The sequence below is a fragment of the Propionibacterium acidifaciens DSM 21887 genome, from assembly GCF_000426605.1.
Lineage (GTDB): Bacteria > Actinomycetota > Actinomycetes > Propionibacteriales > Propionibacteriaceae > Propionibacterium > Propionibacterium acidifaciens.
The window spans coordinates 16,092-32,572 of sequence record NZ_AUFR01000027.1 but is presented as its reverse complement, the minus strand read 5'-3'; the positions used below and the strand labels follow the sequence as shown (position 1 = coordinate 32,572).

At 70.4% G+C, this 16,481-nt stretch carries 16 protein-coding genes, 1 tRNA gene and 1 pseudogene; 12 read left to right on the top strand and 6 right to left on the bottom strand.

The features are described from left to right. Positions 1–96: 96 nt before the first annotated feature. Positions 97–618 (bottom strand): annotated as a pseudogene (locus tag K336_RS20210) (CoA-transferase); the annotation flags it as partial. 1 nt (position 619) lies between these two features. Beyond that, positions 620–1,915 (bottom strand): beta-ketoacyl-[acyl-carrier-protein] synthase family protein, encoded by a 1,296-nt coding sequence (locus K336_RS0109625; protein ID WP_028706909.1) that lies wholly within the window; start codon positions 1,913–1,915, stop codon positions 620–622. A 274-nt stretch (positions 1,916–2,189) separates the two neighbouring features. Here K336_RS0109625 and K336_RS0109620 point away from each other — a divergent pair, with 274 nt between their 5' ends. From K336_RS0109620 to K336_RS0109585, 8 genes are read left to right on the top strand one after another with little or no spacing between them, the layout of a single operon-like run. Further along, positions 2,190–3,173: a ketoacyl-ACP synthase III gene (locus K336_RS0109620; RefSeq protein ID WP_028706908.1), complete on the top strand. Its 984-nt coding sequence runs from the start codon at positions 2,190–2,192 to the stop codon at positions 3,171–3,173. A 3-nt stretch (positions 3,174–3,176) separates the two neighbouring features. Beyond that, positions 3,177–4,490 (top strand): beta-ketoacyl synthase N-terminal-like domain-containing protein, encoded by a 1,314-nt coding sequence (locus tag K336_RS15765; protein WP_051245615.1) that lies wholly within the window; start codon positions 3,177–3,179, stop codon positions 4,488–4,490. Next, on the top strand, positions 4,487–5,872 hold the full coding sequence (locus K336_RS0109610) for an SDR family oxidoreductase (protein WP_021797850.1): 1,386 nt from the start codon (positions 4,487–4,489) through the stop codon (positions 5,870–5,872). The genes K336_RS15765 and K336_RS0109610 overlap by 4 nt, the downstream gene beginning before the upstream one ends. Next, the gene (locus tag K336_RS17115) at positions 5,869–6,654 is read left to right on the top strand and encodes an SDR family NAD(P)-dependent oxidoreductase (RefSeq protein ID WP_081660744.1); all 786 of its coding nucleotides are present in this window, start codon (positions 5,869–5,871) and stop codon (positions 6,652–6,654) included. The genes K336_RS0109610 and K336_RS17115 overlap by 4 nt, the downstream gene beginning before the upstream one ends. After that, positions 6,647–7,600, top strand: a complete 954-nt coding sequence (locus tag K336_RS15755; protein WP_051245608.1) for an amidohydrolase family protein — start codon at positions 6,647–6,649, stop codon at positions 7,598–7,600. The genes K336_RS17115 and K336_RS15755 overlap by 8 nt, the downstream gene beginning before the upstream one ends. Further along, entirely contained in the window at positions 7,597–8,391 is a 795-nt protein-coding gene (locus tag K336_RS0109595; protein ID WP_021797837.1) for an enoyl-CoA hydratase/isomerase family protein, read from the top strand. The genes K336_RS15755 and K336_RS0109595 overlap by 4 nt, the downstream gene beginning before the upstream one ends. A gap of 18 nt (positions 8,392–8,409) precedes the next feature. After that, entirely contained in the window at positions 8,410–9,234 is an 825-nt protein-coding gene (locus tag K336_RS0109590; protein ID WP_028706907.1) for an SDR family NAD(P)-dependent oxidoreductase, read from the top strand. A 1-nt stretch (position 9,235) separates the two neighbouring features. Then, positions 9,236–10,636, top strand: coding sequence for an SDR family NAD(P)-dependent oxidoreductase (locus tag K336_RS0109585; protein ID WP_162142594.1), 1,401 nt, complete (start codon positions 9,236–9,238; stop codon positions 10,634–10,636). Between the two features lie 73 nt (positions 10,637–10,709). Here K336_RS0109585 and K336_RS0109580 read toward each other — a convergent pair. The 4 genes from K336_RS0109580 to K336_RS0109565 form a co-directional block, all read right to left on the bottom strand. After that, positions 10,710–10,782 (bottom strand) — tRNA-Ala (locus K336_RS0109580). Positions 10,783–10,876: 94 nt separating this feature from the next. After that, positions 10,877–11,644: a hypothetical protein gene (locus K336_RS17110; RefSeq protein WP_123825929.1), complete on the bottom strand. Its 768-nt coding sequence runs from the start codon at positions 11,642–11,644 to the stop codon at positions 10,877–10,879. Between the two features lie 106 nt (positions 11,645–11,750). Then, a complete protein-coding gene (locus K336_RS0109570) occupies positions 11,751–12,422 on the bottom strand; it encodes a GNAT family N-acetyltransferase (protein ID WP_211223483.1) in 672 nt (223 codons plus the stop codon). Positions 12,423–12,457: 35 nt separating this feature from the next. Continuing rightward, positions 12,458–13,744 carry a molybdopterin-binding protein gene (locus K336_RS0109565; RefSeq protein ID WP_028706904.1) on the bottom strand — a complete coding sequence of 429 codons (1,287 nt, stop codon included), beginning with the start codon at positions 13,742–13,744 and terminating at the stop codon, positions 12,458–12,460. 18 nt (positions 13,745–13,762) lie between these two features. Here K336_RS0109565 and K336_RS0109560 point away from each other — a divergent pair, with 18 nt between their 5' ends. From K336_RS0109560 to mscL, 4 genes are all read left to right on the top strand, one after another. Beyond that, positions 13,763–14,437, top strand: coding sequence for a 5-formyltetrahydrofolate cyclo-ligase (locus tag K336_RS0109560; RefSeq protein WP_081660743.1), 675 nt, complete (start codon positions 13,763–13,765; stop codon positions 14,435–14,437). A gap of 113 nt (positions 14,438–14,550) precedes the next feature. Next, on the top strand, positions 14,551–14,877 hold the full coding sequence (locus K336_RS0109555) for an FmdB family zinc ribbon protein (protein ID WP_021796892.1): 327 nt from the start codon (positions 14,551–14,553) through the stop codon (positions 14,875–14,877). 170 nt (positions 14,878–15,047) lie between these two features. Next, positions 15,048–15,680 (top strand): SAF domain-containing protein, encoded by a 633-nt coding sequence (locus tag K336_RS0109550; protein WP_028706902.1) that lies wholly within the window; start codon positions 15,048–15,050, stop codon positions 15,678–15,680. Positions 15,681–15,985: 305 nt separating this feature from the next. Next, on the top strand, positions 15,986–16,387 hold the full coding sequence (gene mscL / locus K336_RS15745) for a large conductance mechanosensitive channel protein MscL (RefSeq protein ID WP_021796897.1): 402 nt from the start codon (positions 15,986–15,988) through the stop codon (positions 16,385–16,387). Positions 16,388–16,481: the final 94 nt, after the last annotated feature.

Below are 16,481 nucleotides of genomic sequence, written 5' to 3'. Positions count from 1 at the left end.
TTGAGCAGGGATGCTCCACCCACCGCGGGGCGCTTGGTCGACGATGATCTCCACGGTTGCCAGGACACCGCGTCGAGCAGCCAGGCTCCCCCATATCCCTTCACCGGAAGGCCCGCACAGGTACAGGTTCCCCGCGCGGTCCGCGCAGTGAGCATGCACCAGCGTGACGTCAGGGCGCAGTGCGGGCAGGGTCCGTGGCGCTGGCCCGGCCTCCGGGTCCGGATCCAGGTCTGACCCGACGAGTGCGGGCACCGCGATCTCTGTCAAGCCGCACGCTCCTGCCAGGAGCTGAAGGTTGAGTGAGAGCAGGCTTGTCTCCTCCACGGGGTAGGGATCGCCCCACGGAAGCCGGTTGTACATCGCGTTCGGTCGGGGAGAAGGGATCGTGTCACCGACGAACGCGGTCCGAGCCCGCCCCACGACGCCGGCCATCGTCAGGCAGTGCCCCATCGCATGGATCGCGTTGGCGCTCACCGTCAGGCTCGCTCGGCCCGCCAAGGTCCTGGCCAGCACCCGGATCAGTGCGTTGGGACGCGACATGGTGGAAGCGAGGTGAACATGATCCTCCGGCTCGATCCACCGAGCCACGAGTTCATCAGGGGTGCGGAACTCGGCCATCTCAGACCCCCACCCTGCGCATCAGGGTCACTGAGCTGAGGCTCCCGATCGCGAAGGCGAAGGACAGCGCGTTCTCGATGCTCGTCTCGCGCGGACCGCCGGTGACGTGGTCCTGGGGACACTCGGGATCCGGTTCGGCGCAGTTGGCCGTCGGCGCGATCACCTGGTTCTTTATCATCAGCGCGGTGGCCATGCAGTTCAGCAAGCTCGAGGCACCGAGAAGATGACCGAAGACCGGCTTGATCGAGGTCAGCGGCGGCGAGGTCCTCGGGTCCTCTCCGTAGAGACGGGTGAGCGCACGCGCCTCTGCGAGATCGTTCAGCCGGGTGGCCGTGCCGTGTCCGCAGACGTACTGGACGTGACGCGGGGTCTTGCCGTTCCGCGCCAACAGCTGCTCGACCATTTTCGCCATGAAGGAACCACTCGTGTCCATCCGAGTGGGATGGGCTGCCTCGCTGGCACTCATCACGTCCTCGATGACCGCATAACCCGACATGCCTCGAGCACGCACACGATTCTGGCGCTCGAGGACCAGAACCACCGCTCCTTCACCGAGGACAAAACCGTCCCGGTTGACGTCGTACGGCTTCATGGCCCCGTTCGGTGCTGCCACCGCCCGGGAGAGCACGCAAGTCTTCTCCGCGGAGTAGATGTCCAGCACGCCGGGCACGATCGGGAACTCGTGACCGATGACGATCGCTACGTCGTTACGACCGCTCGCGATGCTGTCCATTCCCAGCCGCAGGGCCTGGTGCCCGCCGATGCAGGCGTTGCTCAGCGTGAGCACCTCTCCCACGACGCCCAACCGGATGGCGGTCATCGTGGCTGGTGAGCCGGCCATCGACGCCAGGATCCCGTCGTGCGGCTGAAGGGCGCCGCCGCAGTCGATGCCGCTCGTGGTGTAGTGCTGGTGCCACCATTGGAGCGGCCCCCGGGAGGTCGACGCGTAGATCGCTGCCCGCCCCGGTTCAATCGTGGCAGAGATGGAAGGGGTCTCACCGCACAGGCAGGCGTCCCGCACCGCCATCTCGGCAGCAGCCATGGTGACCAGGATGTCTCTCGAGCATTTGCGCAGATGGCGCTCGGAGAGATCGGGGAGCAGAGCGCGATAATCCGTGTCCCGGGTCTGTGCAGCCAGCGCGGTGTGCAGGAGACCATCCGTCCCGGTGTAGTCGAACCGGTCGACCCCGCAATGCCCCTTGAGGAGATTCCTCCAGGCCTCTTCGCAAGAACCTGCGTTGGCCAGGATCGCACCCATCCCGGAGATCACGACGTGATCTCCCTCGTAGTTCCTCATCTCTGCCCCTTTCTCAGGTCCTCGTCCGCCCGGTACGGGAGGCCGAATCAGCCCGAACCATCGTCGAGACGCCCCGAGCGCCCGAGCCAGAGTCGAGACGTACTCGGAAATCCGGGCCGCGGTACTCCGGGTACCAGTACCCGGAGTACCGGGAAAGTCCTGGCGAGGTACTAGTCGTGACTGTCCGGGCGCGACCCTGATCGCCTAGGTTCGACGCGGAGCAGGTTCTGGCCGAGCCGAGATGTTTCGACTCCGAAGTAAGGACAGGGAGAGCATGCATCAGGGCAGATGGATCGGGAAGGGTCTCGAGCTCTGCGGCTTCGGACACTACTTCGCCCGGCGCCGCGTGGAGAACAGCGCGGTCTCCGGAATCAGCACCACGCCCGACGAGGTGAAGGTGCTGGGGCGTACCGGGGGCGTCACGGCGCACCACGTTGCGGACGACACCGAAGACGTCGGCTACATGGCAGCGCAGGCCGCGCGGGAGGCGTGCCGCGCAGCTGGGCTCGACCCGAAGGACGTCGACCTGCTCATCCTGAGCAATTGGACCGACCGGTGGTGCGCCCCGGAGTGGGCTCCACTGATCGCCATGCAGATCGGTGCCGACAAGGCCCTGGCCTTCGACATCTGCCAGGGTTGCGCTGGATTCGTCCACGGCGTCCACACTGCTGCGATGTACCTGTCCGCTGGAGACTACCAGCACGCAGTGGTGATTGGCTCTGAGCGCTTCTCGCGACGTGTCCGGCCGGGGTCCACCGGAGAGTTGGTGGTCAGCGACGCGGCAGGGGCCGCGGTGCTCTCCCGGAACGGCCGGGACGGGCTGATCGACTCGGTCATGCACACCACTGGTACGCTGGCCCATACCACCACGGTCGATCCCCGCACCGGTTGGGTCCGCAGCCAGCGCCAGCTCAACGACCTCGCCGTGATCGCGATCGCCGACGCGTTCCAGGAGATCTTGGAACGCAATGACTTGGGGCACGACGAGGTCGACTGGCTCATCCCGCATGCGGCGACCGAGCCTTTCCAGGAAGGGCTGCGCCAACGCTTGGCCTTCCCGCCCGCGAAGATCCTCAGCAACTTCTTCACCCGCGGAAACACCTCCAGCGCGTCCATCCCGTCGACGCTCTCCGAAGCTTTGGAGACGGGTCGCGCCCACCGCGGCGAGCTCATCGCCTCTCCCTCGCTGGGCGGCGGTGTGTGGTCCTACGGTTGCCTGCTCTATCGAATCCTGCCCGACGAGACGACGAGGGACTGATCCGTGAGCACCCACGAGACGAAGGAGACGCAGCAGTCGCCCCGGGACCGCGTCGTCGTCACCGGCATGGGTTTCTGCCTGCCAGGGCCCGGAACAGCGACCTGCACCAGCAAGGACGCCTGGCAGCAGATGTCGACAGGGGCGGTGAACCTCGACCACCACGGCAGATTCTTCGGGGTCGTCCCCGGCGACGTCCGGGACCTCGTCTCCGAGCGCTGCCCCGACCTGAAAGCCCGGTACTTGGACAAGTACAACCACGCTCAGCACTACGGGCTGGTGTCGATGCTGGAGGCGCTCGCCCAGGCCGAGCTGACCCCAACGAGTCCCGAGCTGAGCGGGGCCGCCGTCCTGACGGGGCGCCACGGCCTCGACGAGCCGGTGGTCGCGTACAGCAACGCCCTCGCGGCTGACTCGTCCACCACTGCCGAGGCCGCGCGCGACCTGATCGCCCGCACCATGCTCGCGGGCAACACGATGGACGTCTTCCTCGCCCAAGCCACGCTCCTGAGCAGCACCGGCCCGGCGTTCACGCTCTCGGCCTCGTGCGCGACCACCGGCATCCTGATCGGCTCGGCCCTCCAGCTGATTCGTACCGGAGAGTCCGACTTGGTGGTCGTCACCGGTGCCGATCACTACGACCCGGGCCGGATGGCCCATTTCCAGGAGCTGGCCAAGACCGCCGTCGCAGACCTCGATGGTTCGTTCACCGGCGTCGTGGACGCTCTCCAGATGCGCCCCTACGACCGCGCGCCCGGGGGCCCGAATGTGGGGAACGGTGCCGCGACGATCATCCTCGAGCGCGAGACCAGCGCCCGCGAGCGCGGGGCTGCGCCCCTCTCGCGGATCACGGCTCAGAGCACCAGGCGCGGGCCTCTCCGCAGCGCCATGGCGGTGGACCTGAAGGGTTGGGGCGCGGTCGCCGCTGCCCGTCGCTGCCTGGCCGTGGCGGGGGCTACCCCGGACCAAGTGGACTACATCAACGGTGGCGCCGAAGGAGACCTCTCGCTGCAGAAGATGGAGTTCCACGCCCTGCGCGAGGTCTTCGGCGAGCGCGCCGCGACGCTCCCGGTCAGCTCGCAGGAGGCGTGCTTCGGCCACTCGGGAGCACCGCTGGGTGTCCTCGGCGTGGCCGCGACCACGATGATGCTCCAGCGGCAACAGCTCTGTCCGACCGCCGGATGCCGCGAGGTCGACCCGGACTGCACCTTCGACGTGGTCACGGGAGACGCGCCGCGGGATGCTGACCTGCGCTACGCGCTCTCGTTCAACTACGGCACCGGGATGGTCTCGAGCGCAGTCCTCGTGGAGGCTCTGTGAGCGGCCCTCGCATCGCCACGGACTGGGTGCCCGAGGGGATGGAGGAGCTCTTCTTCCTGCCCGACCCGATGGTTCCTGCGCAGGCGACCTGCTACTGGGACCTGGGCAACCAGCATCTCGGAGGCGGCTCGCCCAGGCACCGTACGTCCCCGAGCACGTTGCGCGCCCGTGCGCTCCGACTCGCGGACCACGGCGGGGGACGACTCGTCCTGATCAGCGACGCCATCGAGCACCTGCCGCCAGGCGAGGACAACTCGGACGCGGAAGAGCAGGAGGCGACGCTCCTCGAGGCCCGCAGGCTTGCCTCGTACCTGGCCCCCCGAGGCGTGAGGATCAACATCTGCCGAGTCGGGTACTGCCCGGCCCTCGGCCACCGGTTGCCCGAGGCTGAGCTGCGACACCTGCGCAGCTTCCTGGCGATCCGGCGAGACGTGACCCGCGATGATCTGGCAGCAACGATCCGCTTCCTGGCACAGGGCCCCGAGAACCTCGTCGGAGAAACCCTCACCCTCGACGGCGGGCTCTCCTGGCCGCTCGTGCGCGCGGGCAGCGGGTCCAGCCGTACCGCGGTCTTCGAGCCGGAGCCCGGTGGCCCGCGTCAGGAGGACGAGACCGTCCTAGTGACCGGGGCGAGCTCGAAGATCGGCCGCGCCATCGTGGAGCGGCTGGCCGACCAGGGATGTTCCCTCGTCCTGAGCGGCCGTTCCGAGGACAACCTCACCGAGCTGGCCGGCGCCGTGCGTGAACGTGGTCTCCCTTGCCGCATCGTCCCGGCGGACCTCTCCCAGCCAGGAGGAGCGGAGCAGCTCTGGGCCGAGCTGGCAGCGACACCCGTCACCGGCGTCGTCTACGGCGCAGGCGCCCTGCAGCTGGATCCCCCGTCCTCAGCGCATGAACGGCAGCAGCTCTTCCAGCTCAACCACCTCTCCTGGGCCACGCTGGCCGAGCTGGCTGCCGAGAGCTGGCGCGCCGCGGAGCGTCCCGGCGCCTTGGTCGCTCTCGGCTCGCTCTCCGCCGACACCGTCGCCGGACCTCGGCTCGCCAGCTACGCGGCGAGCAAGGCCGCCATGGTGCAGCAGACCAGCTACCTGGCTGTCACCTATGGGCGCTACGGCATCCGGGCCGGTGCAGTGCTTCCCGGTGGCGTCGCAGACACCACCATGGCCCGGGAGCAGCACGACAGCTACCTCGAGGCCGCCGTGGAACGAGTTCCCACCGGCAGATTCAGCACCCCGGACGAGGTCGCCGCCGTCGTCTCCTATCTCCTCCGCCCCGGCTCAGCGATGCTCGCCGGCCGTCCAGTCCGCCTGTGCGGTGGCGTCAGCACGTTGCGTCCTGCGCCCCCAGTCCCCCTCCCCCACGTCAAGGAGTACGCATCATGACTTCCCGGTCCAGCATCGCCCTAGTCACCGGCGCCTCCAGCGGCATCGGCGCCGCCGTGGCCCTCGAACTCGCCGAGGCGGGCCACGATGTCGCCCTCGTAGCCCGCCGTGGTGACCTCCTCGAGCGAGTCGCCGAACAGGTCCGGGCCCGAGGCGCCCAGGCTCTGGTCCTGACCACCGACCTCGCCCAGCCCGGCGCCACCCAGCATGTGCTGGACTCCATGACGGGGCTATGGGGCCCAGTGAGAGTCCTGGTGAACAACGCGGCCGTCCCCCGCTCCGGACCGATCGCGAGCCTGGACCCGCGGCACTGGGACCTGTCCATGCGCCTCAATCTGACCGTGCCCTTCGAGCTCGCCCGTGGAGTCATCCCTGCGATGCGCCGCGCGGGAAACGGCTGGATCATCAACATCGGATCGGTCAGCGGACTCCAGGCTCACGCGTTCGCCGGTCCGTACGCAGTGGCCAAGCGAGGTCTGAACGCGCTGACCGAGCTGCTCGCCGCCGAGAACGGTGACGCCGGCGTCCGGTCTGCCTGCCTCTGCCTGGGATGGGTCGCCACGGAGATGGCTGCTCCACCGGAGAAAGTGGGCGTCGACCCCCAAGAACTGCTCGCCCCAGAGGACGTCGCCGCCACAGTGCGATGGCTCGTCGAGAGCCCGGTCAGGCTCACGCTCGGCCCGGTGCTGCGAGTCTCCCCCACCCATCCAGGAACAGCTCTGGAATCGGTCTGGCCACGGTTGGCGAGCGAGATGCACGCGAGCGGATCCCTCCATGCCTGAACCCGTGGTGGACGTCTGCGCGCTGTGGTTGGATCGGGACAGCTGGCGTGCCCTGATCCAGCGCCTGGCCGGGTTCGGCCCCCGCTACCTCACACGTTTCGCCCCGCTGATGACCCGGTGGGCCCAGGCTGACCCTGCCCTCGTCATCAGGCTGCTGGACGCGGGCGACCTGGATCGCGTCGTGGACGTCCTGGTCGCTGATTTGCCGGTCGACCTGGATCCGGCGCAACGCGCGGAGCAGAACCAGCAGGAGGGGATCACCGCAGAGGTCCTGCACGGCATGGCCGAGGTGCTTCCCGACGGCTCGACCGTCAACCATCGGTTGCTCGAGGCCAGTCGCGAGGTGCCGGGGGCCCAGGTGTGGGCCGGGATCTCGTTGACGGCTGACCAGCCCAGCACCATGCTGAGGCTCGTGGAGGAAGGCGCGCGAGGATTCACGGTTTCCCCCTTCGACGAGGCGATCAGCCCCTGCGCGTCCGCGTGCGAGTGGTTCTTCCGAACCGCGTCGGAGATCGGTGTGCCGGTGTGGCTGCACAGCGGCGCGCACCTGCGCTCCGACGTCGCGATGGACATCTGCTCCTGGCAGGAGTTCGACCGCCTTGCCGAGCGCTGGCCGGACCTGACGCTGGTCGCCGGACACGGGTGTTGGCCCTGGCTTCGCGAGATGGTGGCGGTGATGCAGAGACACCCTCAGGTGTACCTGGAGATCTCCACCCACCGGCCCGCACGCATGCCCAGGCCTGGCTCCGGGTTCGCACCCCTGATCGAGTTCGGGGGCAGCACCGTAGCGGGACAGGTGCTCTTCGGATCCGGGGGGCCCTGGGTCCACCGCAAGCCACGGCACCACGTGGCCGCGGAGGTCCACGAGCTGGGCCTCGACCCCCAGGTGGCTCGCGCCTGGCTCCACGACAACGCCACTCGACTTCTGCAGGAGGGCGCAGCATGACGTCCGAGGTACTCATCGTGGAGGACCGGGGACCTATCCGGGTGATCACTCTGAACCGGCCGGAGCGGGGCAACTCGCTCGATGCCCGCTTGGGCAAGGCGCTGCTCGAGACGGTGCGAGAGACCGCGCACAGCCATTCGGTCCGCGCCGTGCTGCTCACCGGAGCTGGACGCAGCTTCTGCAGCGGGGACGACATCGCTGGAGTACTCGCCCTGACCGGCGCAGAAGACCTGAGCGCGGCGGCGGCCGACGAGAGCGGCCAGTTCTACTACCCGCTGATCTGCAGCGCGCTGCGCGCAGCACCCCAGCCGGTGGTCGCCGCGATCAACGGGACCGTCGCGGGAGCCGGCCTCGAGATCGCCTGTGCCGCGGATCTGCGACTCTGCTCTGACACAGCCCGGTTCGGGGTGAAGGTGCTCTCCATCGGCCACGCAGGCTGTGCCGCCCTGCTACCGCGTGTCATCGGCTGGCCTCGAGCCACCGAGCTCTTCCTGACCAGCCGGTGGATGGACGCCGCCGAGACGCATCGCATCGGCCTGGTCAGCAGCGTCCACGCAGAAACAGAGTTGGTGCCGCACGCTCTGGCCCTGGCAGCGGACCTGGCCCGCAGCGCTACGGGCGCCATCGGCTGCTACAAGTCCTTCCGCGCCCAGACCGAGCACCAAAGTGCCGACCAAGCCGTGCTGTCGCAGCAGCAACTCCACGAGACCGTCCTGGCGAACGTCGACGACGCAAGTGAAGGACCTCGCGCTCGCATCGAACGCCGTCAGCCACGCTTCACCGGTCGTTGAGCCCCCAAGGAGACCATCATGCTCACTTCACCGGAGCCCCCGTTCTTCCGTGGCAGGACCGCGCTGGTCACCGGTGCCAGCAGCGGTATAGGAGCAACCATCAGCCGCCACCTCGCAGCCGCCGGGTGTCGGGTGGGGATTCTGGCCCGACGAGAGGACAAGCTGATCGATCTGGCGAGCTCAGCCGAGCAGCAGGGCTGGGAAGTCCTGCCTATCGCCGGAGATGTGACGAGTATGGCCTCCCTCAAGCAGGCGCACAGCACGCTCTGCGCCCGGTGGGGACCGCCCGAGCTCATCGTGCACGCCGCTGGCAGCGGACGCGACCAGGTCTTCCTGTGCGACCAGACGGAGGAGTCATGGACCGCCTCCATCGACATCAACCTCAATGGCGCATTCCGCGTGTGCCGGACCGTCCTACCCGCTCTGCTCGACCTCGGACGCGGCTCTATCGTGCTCATGTCATCCGTGGCCGGTCGACGCGCCCTGCCGGCGAACACTGCCTACTGCGCTGCTCGATTCGGCCTACGTGGCCTCACCGAGGCGCTGGCCCTGGAGGCAGGGCCCGCAGGCGTCCGCGTCAACGCGCTCGCCCCTGGGCTGACCAGGGCCCCCAGCGTCACCGACGAGAGCCTCTACGGGGGACAGTTCATGGCCAGCCTGCGCAAGCATCACGGACCGGAGTCCCTGACCTGGGAGCGTTACCTGCGCAGTGCGGTGGCGTCCACCGCACTGCGCAAGATGGTCGAGCCGGACGAGGTGGCTCAGGCCGCGCTCTTCTTGCTGGGCCCGGCCTCCAGCGCCATGACCGGCCACGTCCTGGATGTCGACGCAGGGTCGCTCTGAGATGTCTCCCACAGCCGCTCCCCCCTCGCGGTACATCGACGAAGCTGTCCAGCTGGTGGGCTCGGGGCCGCTCGCCGACGCCCTCGTGTCGTGCCTCGCCCCGCGCGCGAGCGAGCTTGCGGCACCCGCGCTCGTCCTCGTGCTGGCTGGTTCGGCGGCCGACCTGGACCCCCGCTTTGATGAGCACCTCGCAGCACTGGCGCAGAACGGTGGCGGCCGCGCGGTGGTCATCACCGAGGCCGACGAGATCGCTGCTGAGGCACTGGTAGGCGACACGCGTCGAACACGTGAGGACGTCCTGCGCCACTGGCCGCACCGGACTGCCCGGCTAGCGACGTCCGGGGTCTTGCTGAACCGGATCTCCGTTGGCGCCTCCACCCTGCTCGGGCACGAGCCCATGCTCGTCCGCCGCGTTCAGGCGTGCAGCCGCGGCGCAGCCGGGCTCTCGGCGGGCGCGGTCGCCGAGGCCGTCCTGGCTCTCCTGCACCCGAGGAACACGTACTGCGTGGGCCAAGAGCTGCGCGTCGACGGCGGCCTCGGACTCCACTGGATCGCCCCAGCAGCCTCCATCTCCACGTTGCCCTCCCACCGCACCGTTCCTTCTGATCCTGCTCGTTCTTCTGATCCCGCTCGTGTCCTCGTCCTCGGAGCGAGCAGCGGCATCGGCGCAGCCATCGCCACAGCATGGGCAGCCCGCGGAGCCGAGGTGATCCTCGCAGCCCGCCGGGAGAAGGAACTCGGCGAGCAGCTGGACCAGATCCGCGCCGCGGGTGGGTCCGGACAGCTGTACTCCGTGGACCTCGGCACCCCAGGCGCGGCCCGCGCCGTCGTCGAACACGCATGGGAGGAGCTCGGCCCGATCGGCGGACTGGTCCACGCTGCCGGAGTCTTCGCGCTGACCTCCCGGGATGAGCCCACGCGGGCAACGCTGGACCGGTGCATGAGCATCAACTTCCTCCCCTACGCAGAGGCCGCTCAGACCCTCTGGGAGCGGTGGCGTGGTACTGGGACCAGCGGGTCGATCGTAGGCATCAGCTCGGTCGGCGGCTCTCGGGCGATGGTGCCGCACCTGCAGGCCTACGGGACCTCCAAGGCGGCGATGGACCACTTCACCCGGACCATGGCCCTGACCATGGCAGCCCAGGGCAGCCGCATCAACACCGTAGCGCCGGGGCTGATCCGGACCCGGCTGGCCAACGCCGTTGACGAGACCTTCCTCCAGTCCTGGCTCGCCCGCATCCCGATGGGACGACCGGGGACCACGACTGAGATCGTCCCCCTCGCCTCGTACCTGCTCAGTTCGCGATCCCAGTCCGTCACCGGACAGGTGATCGCCCTCGACGGTGGGTTCTCTCTGCCGAACCTACCCTCGGTGCAGCTCCACCGTCGCACCAGTGCCTAAGCCATGCCTGGCGCGGTTTGGAACGCTCCGCCCGCCAAACAGGCGAGACGAGTTCCGATCTTCACTACGTACGTGGAGCTAGGGGGATTCGAACCCCCGACCTTCTCATTGCGAACGAGACGCGCTACCAGCTGCGCCATAGCCCCTTGCCGCCGCGCCCGGAACGGGGCGCCGAAGCAGGGTTGAGCTTAGCACCCGGCCCGGCCGGGTCCAAGCGCACCCGCGCCGGGCCGCCGCGGCTCACTCGCCCGCCGCGCGCCGGCGCTCGTCCTGCCCGCGGTCCTCGTCGCCCTCGGCCTGCGGGGGCTCGGCGGTGACGGGCACCTGCGGGGCCGCGACCGGCGGCACCGGGGCCGACAGGTCGATGGTGCGCACCGAGCGCGGCACCAGCGGCTTCGAGACGTAGGTGGGCGGCGTCACGGCGATCGGCTCCCACAGCGAGCCGATCGTCGAGGCCACCGGCAGCTCGAGCGAGATGGAGATCTCGGTCTCCTCGTCGTGCACGCCGGTGAGGTCGACGGTGTTGACCGCGACCGTGTCCTCCTGCCAGTCCTGGCAGACGGAGTCGAGCTTCCCGTCGATCATGGCGTCGACGGTGCGCACGCTGATGCGGCTCGTCACGACGAAGACGACGAGCAGGGCCACGCCGACGAGCGAGAGCCACCAGGGCGCCGAGGTGAGCGCCGCGATGACGACCGAGGAGACCATGAGGACCAGCGAGCCGACCAGGCCCAGACGGCGCCGGCGCATCGCGATCTGCGCGGCGCGGCGCACCTCGAACAGGACGGCGTCGCGCTGGAGCGGCGTGGAGATCTGGAGCGCCGGATCGATGGGCTCGCCGGCCCGGCCGTCCCTGCCGCGCCGCACGACGCGCATCGACTCGGTGAAGTCGCCCACGCCGGCCTCGTGCACGCTCAGGCGCGGGTCGCGGTGCAGCACGAAGCGCGGGACGAGGTACGCCAACCAGCCGGCGACGATCGCCAGCCAGATCAACCCCGTCAGACCCATGTGAGACAAGCTAGGGCCTCACGGCTCCGACGGTCGCCCGCACACGCCGCCGGTCCGTTTTCGGGTCCCTGTGAAAACCCTCACAGGGACGACTCGGGGTTCATCATCATGGCTTGTCAGAGGGTCGACCGGCGCGGGAGAGCAGCCGGGCCAGCTCCCCGTGCGGCGGGCGCTCCTCGGCAGTCCGCACGTAGACGTCGTGGTCGCACCAGTGGCCGGCGATGTGCAGATAGCGCGGCCGCAGCCCCTCGTAGCGCCAGCCGAGCTTGGCGACGACGCGGTGACTCGGCCCGTTCTCGGGGCAGATGCAGATCTCGAGGCGGTGCAGGCCGACGACGTCGAAGCAGAAGTCGGCGGCCATGGCCACGGCCCTCGGGGTGTGACCGCGCCCGGCGTGGCGCTCGTCGACCCAGTAGCCGATCGAGGCGAGCTGGGCCGCGCCGCGGGTGATGCCGGCCACGGTGACCTGACCGATCATCGGGGCCCTGCCGAGGACGCGCCCGCCGGTCCGGCCGTCCTCGCTCAGCGCGAGGGCCCAGCCGAGGGCCGATCCCTCACGCCCCAGCCGCCGATAGCGGCGGACGAGTCGGGGGAAGTCGAGCGGTTCCTCGCCGGAGCCGGGCGGCAGGGTCGAGTCCCACGGGCCGGTCCAGTCGCGGTTGGCGGTGCGCAGCTCGGCCCACCGTCCGGCGTCCCGGGCGCGCAGCGGACGCAGCACGAGCCCGTCGTGGTGGAGGATCACCGGCCACGAGGGGCCGGCGACCATGGTGCTGCTCACCCGAGCGGTCGCCACCGGCGGGACGGACGGCCCGTTCACCGGGGGCCGAGCACCAGGCAGTCGAGGTGGTCGCCGTGCCGCGCGGACGAGACGCCCTCGTCGAGCACGAGGAGGCCGTTGCAGCGGGCGATGACGCCGAGGTCGCCGAGCCGCTCGGTCATCGGCAGCGCATGCGGGCCCTCTGGCCCGATGGTGACCCATGCGGGGATGTACTCGCAGAAGCCGCTGCTGCCGCTCACCGGCGCGTCGAGCCGCACCCGGGCGGCGACGCCGCCGGCGCCGGCGCCCATGAGCACGCGGATCATGGGACCGCCGAAGGCCACGTAGCCGGTGTAGGCGCTCGCGGGATCGGAGCCGAGCATGAGGACCGGCACCCGGTCCGCGCCGATGAGACCGAAGCCCTGGCCCGGTCCGGGGTGCAGGGCGACCGTCGAGAAGTCGATCGGGCCGAGCCCGTCGAGAGCCTCGGCGAGCAGACCGTCGGCGCCCCTCTCGACGCCGCCGACGGTGATGAGCAGATCGGCGCGGATGAGCTGGTCGGTGACGGCCTCCGCGACGGAGTCCGCGTCCTGGGCGTCGGAGTTCTCGCGCCACACCTGGGCGCCGTCGGCGCGGGCCGCCGAGGCCACCATGAACGAGGCGGCGTCGCGGTGCTGCCGAGCCGCCACCTCGAAGGCCTGGCTGGTCGGGCCGCCCTCGCGCAGCGACAGGACGACGACGCGCGGGCGCGGGCGGCACAGCACCTTGTCGAAGCCGGCACCGCCGATGAGGCCGAGCAGCCGTTCGTCCAGCATCGTGCCGGGCGCGGCGATGACGGCGCCGTCGGCGACGTCGGAACCGACCTGGCGGACGTTGTCGCCGGCGTCGACCGAGTGGTCGACGAGGAGCCTCCCGCTGTCGACGACGGCCGCGTCGAGCGGCACGACGGCGTCGGCGCCCGGGGGCATGGGGTGACCGACGAGCACCGGCACGGCCGAGGCCTCCTCGTGCACGTCGGCGGCGACCGTGAGGACGACGCCGGTCCCAGGATCGACGTCGCGCACGTCGACCGAGATCACCGCATAGCCGTCGCAGGCAGCCTCGGGCAGGGCCGGCAGGTCGCCGTCGGCGGTCAGGTTCTCGCACAGGCTGAGCCCGGCGGCGTCGAGGAGCCTCATGCCGAAGGGCATGAGCGGTTCGAGCATCGAGCAGATCCAGTCGCGCTGGCCCTCGACCGTGCGCGTCCCGTGCGGGCCCGGCGCGGGCGGGGGCGCCAGCTGCGCCGGGTCGGGCCGGGACGGTTCCACCGTCACGGGCTTCTTGCTGCGACCGAACAGTGCCATGCCTCTTACGATATGTGCATGTCGCAGCTCGATCCGGACGGACCCACCGCGCGGCGCTCCCCCCTCGACGCGATCGCCGCCGGGGACGACGTGGCCGGACGCAAGGAGGCGGTCCGCAGGGCCGTCCGCAGGGCGCGCAGCGCGGCGCCGGAGGCCCGGCGTCTGGCCGCCGACGGGGCCCGTGCGGCGCGGGCGCTCGCGCTGGTCGACGAGCTTCTGGCACCCGGCTCGGTGATCGCCTGCTATCTGTCCACGGCCGAGGAGCCGGGCACGCTGGGGCTGGTCGAGTCCCTGCGCGCCGGGGGCCACCGGGTGCTCGCGCCCGTCCTCGGCGGGCTCCCCGACGGGAGGCCCCGCCACGACGTCGCCTGGGCCTGGTACGAGGGCCCGGAGGCCCTCGCGCCCGGCCTGTGGTCGATCCCCGATCCGACCGGCGAGGCCCTTCCGGCACGGGCACTCGCGCAGGCCGACCTGGTCCTCGTCCCGGCGCTCGGGGTGGGGCTGGACGGCAGCCGCGTCGGCGCCGGCGGCGGCTGGTACGACCGGGCCCTGCGGCACGTCCGGCCCGGGACGCCCTGCTGGGCCCTGGTCAACGACGACGAGGTCGCCGACCGGATGCCGCGCGAGCCGCACGACCGCCCGGTGGACGGCATCATCACGAGCACCCGCGCCGTGGCCACGCCGGGTCCGTGACCGTCGGGCCCGCGGGTCCCGCTCTGCGACGAACGGCTTCGACCGCCGCGGGCGCGCACGTAGAATGACCTGCGGCCCGCGCACCCTGCCGGGCTGTGAGGACGAGGGAGCACATGCCCACCTATCAGTACCAGTGCAACGCCTGCGGCAATGAGCTCGAGGTCTTCCAGAAGTTCACGGACGATCCCCTCACCGTCTGCCCCAGCTGCAGGGGTCGTCTTCGCAAGGTGTACAGCGCCGTCGGCGTGGTCTTCAAGGGCTCCGGCTTCTACGCCACCGACAACCGCTCGCACGGCGCCGCCTCGGCCGCCGTCCCCGCGGCCTCCCACCACGACGCGGAGTCCGGCGGCTCGTCGGACGGGTCGGGCTCCGAGACGGGCGCCGCGAAGGCCGGCTCGACCGTCGCGACGGGCTCGGCCCCGGGCGACTCCGCCGCCTGAGACCCGACACGGGCCCGGACCGGCCCGATGCGCAGACGCCGAGGACGTGTTCCCAGGGCTCGGGCCCTGCACGGCCCGGACCGGCTCCGCCGGGGCCCGTTCCGGATCCCGCCCGGAGAAGACCTGTGGACAACTGATCGTCCGGGGCGGCCCGCGAGCACACTGCGGGCATGAACGTCAGCAGCTGGATCTCCTCCGTCCTGCGGGCGGTGCGCTGGCACCGCCGCGGCCTCGCCGTCGTCGCGGCCGCCTGCGCCCTGGTCCTCGCCCTGGCCGCCCTGTCCCCCGGTTCCGGGCCGACGCGCACGGTGGTCGTCAGCGCCCGCGATCTGGCGGCGGGCGTCGTCGTCGGCGCCGACGACGTGACGACCGCCGAGCTGCCCGTGGGCGCGGTGCCGGCCTCGGCGCTGACCGATCCGGCCCAGATCGTCGGGCAGCTCCTCGCCGCGCCCCGCCCGGGCGGGGCGACGCTCCTGAACGAGGACGTCGTGAGCTCGTCCCTCGTGTCCGCCTCCGACGGCCTGTCGCTCGTGCCCTTCCGCATCACCGACGCGGCCATCGCGTCGATCCTCGAGGTGGGCGATCTCATCTCGGTCGTGACCCTCGGCCCGGACGGCCAGTCGGTCCCGGTCGTCGACCGCGTGCGCATCGCGGCGCTGCCGGCCCCGGCCGAGGCCGGCGCGATCGGCGGCTCCGGGTCGAGCGGCGCCCTGGTCGTCGTCACGGCGGACGCCGACCAGGCGGCGCTGCTGGCCGCGGCCTCGTCCTCGTACGAGATGGGCATCATCCTGGAGGCACCCTGACGGGGACGGGGCCGGTCCTCCCCACGTGGCGCGCAGCTCGGCACGGCAGGGGAGGTACCCTGGCAAGGATGGGGGCGGCCCTCCTCGCGGGCAACGAATACCCTTGTCGACTGTCGTGATGTCATCACTCGGGCGAGGGGCCCGGCCCGATGCCGGGCCCCTCTAGACTCAGGGGATTGGGAACAACCCGCTCCCCCACGGCGTTGGGACCCGGGTGAGCACCTTCCTCTCGAAGGCATCCTCATCACGCCATGTCCATTCCCGTCCCGATCCATCCCCATTCCAGTCATCCCACGAGGAGAACCATGAAGGGTTTCAAAGAGTTCATCATGCGCGGCAATCTGATCCAGACTGCCGTCGCCTTCATCATCGGCACCGCGTTCGCCGCGGTCGTGAGCACGTTCACCAATGTCATCCTGAGCCTCATCGCCCTGGTGCTGGGCGGCAGGGAGCCGAACTTCGACAACTGGGCCCCGGGCGGCATCCCGGTCGGCACCTTCCTCACCGCACTCATCTCGTTCCTCATGGTGGCCGCAGTGGTCTACTTCGCGATCGTCAAGCCGATGAACGCTCTTGAGGCCCGCAGGAAGAAGGGTCAGGAGGACGAGGGCATCCCCCCGACCGAGGCCGACCTGCTCACCGAGATCCGCGACCTGCTCGCCGGGAAGAGGGGCGCCGAGCGCTCCGCCGGTGACGTCCAGGCCTGAGCCCGGAAGTCCGGACCATCGGGAGGGTCCCCGGGTCGCCGTCCCGCAGCGCCCGACGAGGAGTTCTCCCGATGGTCCGCTGGCCCCGATCGCC

What these genes read in the sequence shown, in the direction of transcription:
- K336_RS0109555 (WP_021796892.1), top strand. Translation starts at nt 14,551, where the DNA reads ATGCCCACCTATCAGTACCAGTGCAACGCCTGCGGCAATGAGCTCGAG.
- K336_RS0109590 (WP_028706907.1), top strand. Translation starts at nt 8,410, where the DNA reads ATGCTCACTTCACCGGAGCCCCCGTTCTTCCGTGGCAGGACCGCGCTG.
- mscL (WP_021796897.1), top strand. Translation starts at nt 15,986, where the DNA reads ATGAAGGGTTTCAAAGAGTTCATCATGCGCGGCAATCTGATCCAGACT.
- K336_RS0109560 (WP_081660743.1), top strand. Translation starts at nt 13,763, where the DNA reads ATGTCGCAGCTCGATCCGGACGGACCCACCGCGCGGCGCTCCCCCCTC.
- K336_RS0109620 (WP_028706908.1), top strand. Translation starts at nt 2,190, where the DNA reads ATGCATCAGGGCAGATGGATCGGGAAGGGTCTCGAGCTCTGCGGCTTC.
- K336_RS17110 (WP_123825929.1), bottom strand. Translation starts at nt 11,644, where the DNA reads ATGGGTCTGACGGGGTTGATCTGGCTGGCGATCGTCGCCGGCTGGTTG.
- K336_RS0109585 (WP_162142594.1), top strand. Translation starts at nt 9,236, where the DNA reads ATGTCTCCCACAGCCGCTCCCCCCTCGCGGTACATCGACGAAGCTGTC.
- K336_RS0109625 (WP_028706909.1), bottom strand. Translation starts at nt 1,915, where the DNA reads ATGAGGAACTACGAGGGAGATCACGTCGTGATCTCCGGGATGGGTGCG.
- K336_RS17115 (WP_081660744.1), top strand. Translation starts at nt 5,869, where the DNA reads ATGACTTCCCGGTCCAGCATCGCCCTAGTCACCGGCGCCTCCAGCGGC.
- K336_RS0109595 (WP_021797837.1), top strand. Translation starts at nt 7,597, where the DNA reads ATGACGTCCGAGGTACTCATCGTGGAGGACCGGGGACCTATCCGGGTG.
- K336_RS0109550 (WP_028706902.1), top strand. Translation starts at nt 15,048, where the DNA reads ATGAACGTCAGCAGCTGGATCTCCTCCGTCCTGCGGGCGGTGCGCTGG.
- K336_RS15755 (WP_051245608.1), top strand. Translation starts at nt 6,647, where the DNA reads ATGCCTGAACCCGTGGTGGACGTCTGCGCGCTGTGGTTGGATCGGGAC.
- K336_RS0109565 (WP_028706904.1), bottom strand. Translation starts at nt 13,744, where the DNA reads ATGGCACTGTTCGGTCGCAGCAAGAAGCCCGTGACGGTGGAACCGTCC.